7 protein-coding genes and 1 pseudogene are annotated in these 8,357 nt (G+C 72.3%); 5 read left to right on the top strand and 3 right to left on the bottom strand.

All coding sequences use genetic code 11. From position 1 onward, the window contains the following. Entirely contained in the window at positions 1–672 is a 672-nt protein-coding gene (locus tag ACWD0J_RS07370) for a lytic polysaccharide monooxygenase auxiliary activity family 9 protein (RefSeq protein WP_451494788.1), read from the top strand. 87 nt (positions 673–759) lie between these two features. On the opposite strand, the gene ACWD0J_RS07375 is transcribed toward ACWD0J_RS07370, so the two are convergent. Both ACWD0J_RS07375 and ACWD0J_RS07380 read right to left on the bottom strand, forming a co-directional pair. Beyond that, positions 760–1,419, bottom strand: a complete 660-nt coding sequence (locus ACWD0J_RS07375) for a response regulator transcription factor (protein WP_451494789.1) — start codon at positions 1,417–1,419, stop codon at positions 760–762. Further along, positions 1,407–1,844 (bottom strand): annotated as a pseudogene (locus ACWD0J_RS07380) (sensor histidine kinase); the annotation flags it as partial. The gene ACWD0J_RS07375 and the pseudogene ACWD0J_RS07380, both read right to left, overlap by 13 nt. Before the next feature lie 246 nt (positions 1,845–2,090). Between ACWD0J_RS07380 and ACWD0J_RS07385 the strand changes: the two are divergent. Beyond that, positions 2,091–3,407 carry a phosphatase PAP2 family protein gene (locus ACWD0J_RS07385; protein WP_451494790.1) on the top strand — a complete coding sequence of 439 codons (1,317 nt, stop codon included), beginning with the start codon at positions 2,091–2,093 and terminating at the stop codon, positions 3,405–3,407. Between the two features lie 125 nt (positions 3,408–3,532). After that, complete coding sequence (locus tag ACWD0J_RS07390; RefSeq protein ID WP_451494791.1) at positions 3,533–4,075, top strand: DUF1707 SHOCT-like domain-containing protein; 543 nt, start codon at positions 3,533–3,535, stop codon at positions 4,073–4,075. Positions 4,076–4,246: 171 nt separating this feature from the next. Here ACWD0J_RS07390 and ACWD0J_RS07395 read toward each other — a convergent pair whose 3' ends face one another. After that, the gene (locus tag ACWD0J_RS07395) at positions 4,247–5,449 is read right to left on the bottom strand and encodes an Ig-like domain-containing protein (RefSeq protein WP_451494792.1); all 1,203 of its coding nucleotides are present in this window, start codon (positions 5,447–5,449) and stop codon (positions 4,247–4,249) included. A 218-nt stretch (positions 5,450–5,667) separates the two neighbouring features. Here ACWD0J_RS07395 and ACWD0J_RS07400 point away from each other — a divergent pair, with 218 nt between their 5' ends. Next, positions 5,668–6,894, top strand: coding sequence for a lipid II:glycine glycyltransferase FemX (locus tag ACWD0J_RS07400; protein ID WP_451494793.1), 1,227 nt, complete (start codon positions 5,668–5,670; stop codon positions 6,892–6,894). Between the two features lie 35 nt (positions 6,895–6,929). Next, a partial coding sequence (murJ, locus tag ACWD0J_RS07405) for a murein biosynthesis integral membrane protein MurJ (RefSeq protein WP_451494794.1) occupies positions 6,930–8,357 on the top strand: 1,428 nt, incomplete at its 3' end.

Genomic DNA, 8,357 nt, shown 5'->3' on the forward strand with positions numbered 1-8,357 from the left:
ATGGCTTGTCATGATCGCGACATGAGGGTCGGTACGCGGCTGACCCTCGCCCTGAGCATGCTCACCGCGGTGCTGCTCACCCTGATCCCGTGGAGCGGCACCGCCGTCGCCCACGGTTCGGTCGTCGACCCGGCCTCCCGCAACTACGGCTGCTGGCTCCGCTGGGGAAGCGACTTCCAGAACCCGGCCATGGCACAGGAAGACCCCATGTGCTGGCAGGCCTGGCAGGACAACACGAACGCCATGTGGAACTGGAACGGCCTGTACCGCAACGAGTCCGGCGGCAACTTCCAGGCGGTCGTCCCCGACGGCCAGCTGTGCAGCGGCGGCCGGACCGAGGGCGGCCGGTACAACTCCCTGGACGCCGTGGGCGCCTGGAAGACGACGAACGTCGCCGGCAACTTCACCGTGAAGCTGCACGACCAGGCCAGCCACGGCGCCGACTACTTCCTGGTCTACGTCACCCGGCAGGGCTTCGACCCCACCACCCAGCCGTTGACCTGGGGCGACCTGCAACTCGTCGCCCGGACCGGCGAGTACGCGCCCAGCCAGAACTACGCGATCGACGTGAGCACCTCGGGCCTCAGCGGCCGTCATGTCGTGTACACGATCTGGCAGGCGTCGCACATGGACCAGACGTACTTCCTGTGCAGCGACGTCAACTTCACCTGACCTGAGGGTCAGTGGCCACCGGCCCGGGGTCCCGCCGGACGGACCGCGTCCGGCGGGACCCCGGCGCCCGGGCGTCCGCCCGGAGCCTCACGCCAGCCGGCGCAGGTCCTCCAGATAGCGCAGGACGGCGGCGACCCGGCGGTCCAGCTGGTCGGTGGGGGACAGGTCGAGCTTGGCGAAGATGCTGCGGATGTGCTTGTGGACGGCGCCCTCGGTGACGACGAGCCGGCCGGCGATGGCGGTGTTGCCCAGACCCTCGGCCATCAGGGCGAGGACGTCCCGCTCGCGCGGACTGAGCCGTTCCAGCCGGGTGTCCTGACGGGAGCGGGTGAAGAGCTGCGCGACGACCTCGGGGTCGATGGCGGTGCCCCCGGCCGCCACCCGCCGCAGCGCGTCCAGGAACTCCTCCACCCGCCCGACGCGTTCCTTCAGCAGATAGCCGAGACCGCCGACCCCGCCGCCGAGCAGCTCGGTGGCGAAGCTCTGCTCGACGTACGCGGACAGCACGAGGACGGGCAGGCCGGGCCGCCTGCGCCGGGCCTCGACCGCCGCGACGATCCCCTCGTCGGTGTGGGTCGGCGGCATCCGTACGTCCAGGATGGCGACGTCCGGCCGGTGCACGTCGATGGCGGCCAGCGCCTCCCCGGGTGTGCCCGCGGTCGCCACCACGTCGAGGGACTCGGCGCGCAGCAGGAGGGCGAGCCCCTCGCGCAGCAACGGGTCGTCCTCGGCTATCACGATCCGCATGGAAGGTCCACCTTCAGGGTTGTGGGGCCGCCGCTCGGGCTGGCCAGGGAGAAAGTGCCGTCGTGTGCCGCGACGCGGCGGCGGATGCCGGTGAGCCCGGAGCCGCCGTCCGGGTCCGCGCCGCCCCGGCCGTCGTCCTCGACGCACAGGTGGAGGCGGTCGCCGTGGCCTTCGACCGTGACGGCGGCGTGGGCGGCGCCGCTGTGCCGGGCGATGTTGGTCAGGGCCTCGGCCACCACGAAGTAGGCGGTCGCCTCGACGGAGGCGGCACACCGCTCGGGTACCTCCACGTCGATCCGGCAGGGCACCGCGCAGGCCGCGGCGAGACCGGACAGCGCTCCGGCGAGCCCCCGGTCGGCCAGCACCGGCGGCAGGATGCCGCGCGCGACCGTACGCAGTTCGGCCAGTGCCTGTTCGGCGGCGAAAGCGCCGCCGAAGCGCCGGGGGTGTTCACCGGCCGGAACCCAGGCCGTAATCTTTCCGTCTTCCTTCGCCGGGAGTCCCGACAGGTCGCTCCTCCTCAGGAGGAAGGGGTCTCTGTAAGGAAATTCTGTACTGATCGCCGCGAATCAACCAAAAAATCGAGACATATGAAACCGCAGGTTTGTTCACGAATAGACGGCAGGGACACGGTCTCCGTGTGGCGCCGACCGCGGGCCAGACTCTGGGCCGTGGCGGGTGTGGTGGCACTCGGGTTCCTCGTCGCGCTGGAGATCGCCGCCCGCAGCCACGGCCTGTCGGGGCCGCTGACCAACCAGGTGCGAGAGGTCGTACTGGCGCCCAAGTCGGGGCCGCTGCTGTACGCCAGCATGGCCCTGATGCTCGTGGTGCTGCCCTGGCGGCAACGGTTCATCGCGGTTGCCGCCGCGGTCGCCCTCGACGTCGTCTTCTCGCTGGTCCGCTGGGTGGCCGGCGTCGGGACGACCGGCGGACACCCGTTCGGCACCGGCGCGTTGTGGGTGATCCTGGGCTGCGCGGTCATCGCCCTCACGCGCCGCACCGGCCGGGAACGAATCCTGTTGCTGAAGGGCGTCGGCCTGGCCCTGCTGCTGGTGGCCGGCCGCAAGGCCGGAGACACCTGGCTGCTCATCACCTCGAAGACCCGCCCAGAGGTGCTCGACCAGTACGTGGCGACCGCCGATCACGCGCTGGGCGACCCGTCGTGGCTGGTGGGCCGGGTGGTCACGGCCACCGGCTCAATCGGCTTCAACTTCCTCGACTTCGTCTACGGTCAACTCGCCGTGGCCGCGGTGGTCATCGCGCTGTACCAACTGCGCGGCGTGGCGGTCGAGCGCCGCTTCCCGCGCCACCATCTGGTGCGCACCTTCCTGGTGATCGGCCTGCTCGGCCCGGGCATCTACATGATCTTCCCAGTGGTCGGACCGATCTTCGCCTACGGCAACGGCACCGAGCACTGGGCGGACGTCAGCCTGTGGTCGGAAACGCACTCCACCGCACACTGGGCGGTCGCCGACGTGTGGCCCGGCACGCCGCCGCCGATCAGCACCCCGCACCCCATGCCGTTCGACGGGATCACCCCCCGCAACTGCATGCCCAGCCTGCACACGGCATGGGCTGTCGCGCTCTTCGTCCATTCCCGCAAGGGCCCGAGGACACTGCGCTGGGCGGGCACGCTCTGGCTGGTCGCCACGCTCACCGCGACCCTGGGATTCGGCTACCACTACGGCGTGGATCTCATCGCCGGCGTGGTGTTCGCGCTCACCATCGAGGCGGCTCTGCGCTCGCACGACCGCGGCTGGGACCGGTCGGGGACCCGACTGGTCGCCTACGGCGCCACCGTCTTCGTCGCGCTCCTGCTGTCGTACCGCTACCTGCCGTCGGAGATGGCCGGCCACCCGTGGGTCTACGGCCCCCTGCTCATCCTGGCGATGGCCTCAGTGGTCCACGGCTACGTACGGACCATCACCCGGCGCGAACCGAGCACCGCACCGGCACAGCAGGCAGAGCCACAACCGGAACTGGTGTGAATCCTCACGCCGGCGGCCCGGCGAGCGGGGCCCCGCGGCCGGGCGAACCGGCCGTACCGTCAAGTGCCGTGCCCGCTCAGGGCCTTGGAGTGTCCGCACGGGCGGCACGGCTCTAGAGTGAGACGGTGACCTCTCTGCCGGAAGACCTGTCTTCGCCGGTCGGTGAAGACGACCGCGACACGGCCGTGCAGCGCCTGCAGGAGGCGTACGCCGAAGGGCACATCTCACACGAGGAGATGGACGAACGCCTCCACCAGATCCTCACCGCCAGGACGCACAGCGAGCTCGGGCCGGCTCTGGCCTCGCTCCCGCGGACGAAGGCGGACACCGCGTCCACGATCGCCGCCGCCGGCGGACGGATCAAGCGGCGAGGCGCATGGCGGGTACCTCGCAGGCTCAAGGTCGAGTCCGCATACGGACGGGTGCACCTCGACCTGTCCCGCGCGGTCATCGGGCATCCGGTGGTCGACATCGAGCTGCGACTCGGTACCGGCAGGGCGAAGATCACGGTGCCTCGCGACGCGCTCGTCGACTTCGACGATCTGCGCACCGGATGGAAGGACACGCGCTACAAGCCCCCGCGGCGCTCCGCGGCCGGCGGGCCCACGATCCGGATCTCCGGGGCCATGGGGTTCGGACGGCTGAGGATCCGCCACGCGCGGCGTTGAGGCCCCGTCCGCCACCGGGACCACACCTGTGCGGACGGCACGACATCGGGAACCACCGACCGGAAGGCTCGCGCGGACCACGGTGGGCTCGGCGCGTCCCACCGCCCGTGGACGCCGGCTGCCGGCACCGGGAGGATCAGGCGGCCGGCGCGCAGGAGCCCGGACCGCTGCTCAGCGCAACGCGCTCCGCCGCTGCCACTGGTCCCACGAGAGGTTCCACGCGCCGAAGCCGTTCCCGGGCGCGACCACGCCCTTGGTGTCCTTGCCGGCGATCTCGAACGGGTCCCCCGGGCGCACCTGACGGTAGAACCAGGCCGCGTCCGCGTCGCTCATCCCTATGCATCCGGAACTCCGGTTGGCCCGGCCGAAGTGGCGGGCGTTCCACGGGGCGGCGTGCGCGTACATGCCCGACCAGGTCAGCCGCATCGAGTGGTCGACCATCTTGTCGTAGGCGTCGCCCAGGCCGACCGTCTCGGAGTTCATGTTGATCGTGCCCTCCTTGGCCATGAGCACGGCGGTTCCGCGCCAGGAGCGCTTGTCACCGCCGGGCGTGCCGCCGGAGACCGGTATCCGCCGGACCGTCTCGCCGTCGCGTTCGAGGGTGAGCCGGTGGCTGTCGAGGTCGACCTTGACGATCTGCCGGGCGCCGATGGTGAAGGCGGTCGTGTAGTCGCGTACGAACCAGCCGCCGTCCGCGCCCGAGTCGGTGCCGTTCAGCTCGGCGTTCAGCGTGACCTTGGTCCCGGGCTTCCAGTACGTCCTGGGCCGCCAGTCCACCCGGTCCCCGCCCGACCAGTCGCGTATCCAGCCCCAGGAGCCCTCGGTGCCGTTCGAGGTGGTGATCCTGAGCTGCTTCTCGACCTCGGCCCGGTTCCTGACCGGATGGTCGAAGACCAGGGAGACCGGCTGGGCGACGCCGACGGTGGCGCCGGCGCCCGGCCGCCAGTCGACCTTGTTGACCTTGTCCGCCGGAGCCGTCGTGAAGGCGGTCCTGGTGCTCCTGGCGGTGCCGCCCTCGGTCCGGGTCGCCGCCGTCACCGTGTACGCCGCGCCGGGCACCGCCTTGCGGTCGGAGACCCACGACCGGCCGTCGGCGGCGACCTCGCCGGCGAGCCGGCGGCCCTCGGCGTCAAAGACGGTCACCGAGGTGAGTCTGCCGCCCGCGGCCCTGACCCGCACGGGCTCGCCCGCCGAGACCTGCTCTCCGGCGGGCGTCACGGTGACCGTGACCGGGCGGTCGTCGGTGTCCGGCGTCCCCTTGGCGTCCGGGGCGCCGGTGGAGGCGCCCGACGAGCAGGCGGCGAGCGGCGCCAGCAGGGCGGCCACGACGGCGGCCCGGACGCGGGCAGGGGCGAGTGCACGGATGCGGGGCAACGAGACCTCCGGGAAGGGCGGGAACGGGGCGGACGGTTCGCCGATGTCGTGACTCTAGAGCCGTGAAACCCGAGGTCAGCCGCTATGGAGCAAGGTGACGGTGATCGGTGAGGAACGGTCATGGTCCGGTCACATTCGCCGTATGGAGCGGTCATGGGCCGCTGTGAGCATCCGGTGCGTCCCCGCGACAGGCCCGGGGAGAAGGAGAGGCTCAGACTGTGTCAGCGCTGCTCGTGCCGCCCAGCCGCGTGCCCCCGCCACGGAACCCGGGCGTGGCCCTGCGCACCATCACCGCGACGACGTACCGCGCCTTCCTCGCGTCCCCCGCCGGCGCGTCCCTCGGCGCCGGTTTCCTGCAGTGCCCGTCCTGGGCCGACGTCAAGGAGGGCTGGCGCGCCCAGCTGCTCGGCTGGGGGCCGGATCCGGAGGCGGGCGAACTGACGGGCGTGGCCCTGGTGCTGCTGCGGCAGTTCCCCGGCACCCGCAAGTACTTCGCCTACCTCCCCGAGGGGCCCGTCGCCGACTGGAACGACCCCGACGTCGACGACTGGCTCGGTCCGCTCCTCGAACACCTGCGCCGCGCGGGCGCCTTCGCCGTGCGCATCGGCCCGTCGCCCGCCTACCGGCGCTGGGACGCCGCCCTGCTCAAGCCGCTCACCGGCCCGGGCCGGCGCCTGGGCGACGTCCTCGCCAGTGAGGTCGACCCGCTCGGCACCGCCGTCGCCGAGCGGCTGCGGGCCCGGGGCTGGCACCGCTGCGGTGGTGACGGTCCCGGCGGGAACGGGAACGGGAACGGGGGCGGGGGCGGGGACGGGGACGCCCAGCCCCGGCACGTCTTCCACGTGCCGCTCGCCGGACGCACCACCAAGGACCTGTGGGCCGGGCTCAACCAGGAGTGGCGCCGCAACGTGCGCCGGGCCCGGAAGGAGGGCGTGGAGGTGGTGGTGGGCAGTGCGGCCGAACTCCCCGAGTTCTACCGGCTGCTCGGCATCACCGAGCGACGCGACGGGTTCCGGCTCGGCCGCTCGCTCGCCTACTACGAGCGTCAGTACGCGGCACTCAACGCCGAGGAACCGGGCCGGATGAAGCTGTACCTCGCCCGCCACCGAGGAGAGATCCTGGCCGCCCACACGATGATCACGGTGGGCCGCCGGGCCTGGTACCAGACCGGCGCCTCGGCCGACCACCGCCGCGAGGTGCGGCCCTCCAACGCCCTTCAGTGGCGGATGCTGCAGGACGCCCACGCCCTCGGCGCCGACGTCTACGACATGCGCGGGGTACCCTCCACTCTCGATCCTGAGGAACGTGCGTACGGACTGCTGCGGTGGAAGCTCGGCACCGGAGGACAGGTCGTCGAGACGCTGGGGGAATGGGAGAGGGCATTGGGCGGCAGCGCCAACCACGCGCTTCACCGCGCCTTCCAGGCCTACCTGAACCGCCGATGAGGCAGACGACACCGCCGGCCGGCACGACGCCGGCGATGCCCGCCGGCACGGACCGCGCGGCGGCGAAGGCGGCCTCCACGGCACGCGGCAGTGCCGTCATGGCCGCCGGATCCGTCGTCTCGCGGGCCACCGGGTTCGCCCGGTCCGCCGTGGTCGCGGCGGCGCTGGGCACCATCGGGCCGACCGCCGACGGCTACGCGGTCGGCAACGCCCTGCCCACCATCGTCTACATGCTGCTCCTCGGCGGCGCGCTGAACGCCGTCTTCGTGCCCGAACTGGTCAAGGCCGCCAGGCAGCACGACGACGGGGGCGCCGCGTACACCGACCGGCTCGTCACCGTCTGCGTCGTCGCCCTGCTCGCGATCACCGCGACCGCGGTGTGGGCGGCTCCCGCGATCGTCGGCGCGTACACCGACTACACCGGCGGGCAGGCGGCCATGACCACCGCGTTCGCCCGCTACTGCCTGCCCCAGATCTTCTTCCTCGGACTGTTCACGCTGCTCGGGCAGGTGCTCAACGCGCGGGGCCGGTTCGGCGCGATGATGTGGGCGCCGGTCCTGAACAACGTCGTCGTCATGACCGTCTTCGGTCTGTACCTGGCCCTGGCCACGGGGCGCGGGGACACGCTCACCGCGACCGAGACCGCCGTGCTCGGCTGGGGCACCACCGCCGGTATCGCCGTCCAGGCACTCGCCCTCGTCCCCGCGCTGCGCGCGGCCCGCTTCCGCTGGCGGCCCCGCTTCGACTGGCGCGGCAGCGGACTGACCCGCCCCCTGCGGTCGGCCGGCTGGCTGGTGCTGCTGGTCCTGGCCAACCAGGCCGCCTACTGGGTCACCACCCGGCTGGCCACCACCGCGGGCCTCGACGGCGGCCCCGGATACGGCGCGTACAACAACGCCTATGCCCTGTGGGTCGTCCCGCACGGCATCATCACGGTCTCCGTGGTGACCGCGCTGATGCCCCGGATGAGCGCGGCCGCCGCCGACGGGGACACCGCCGCCGTGCGGCGCGACGTCTCCCACGCCCTGCGCGTCAGCGCCTCGGCCGTCGTACCCGCCGCCTGCGCGCTGTTCGCCCTCGCCCAGCCGGTGATGGCCCTCGTCTTCGGCTACGGCAGGACCAGCGCCGCCGACACGGCCGCCATGGCCGGGATCCTGATGGCCTTCGCGCCGGGACTCGTCGCCCTGTCGGGCCAGTACGTCCTGTCCCGCGCCTTCTACGCGCTCTCCGACACCCGTACCCCGTTCCTGCTGGGCCTCGTGATCGTCGCCCTCAACGCGGGACTGTCGCTGGCCGCCGCCCACCTGCTGCCGGCCCGCTGGGCCGTGACGGGCATGGCGGCGGGGTACTCCCTGGCGCTGTGCGCGGGCTGGGCGGTGACCGGCCTGGTGCTGAGCCGCCGGCTCGCCGCGCTGCAGGTAGGTGATGACCAGGTAGTCGATGAGCTGTCCCGGACGGCGGTG

Source organism: Streptomyces sp. NPDC003011, assembly GCF_053591515.1.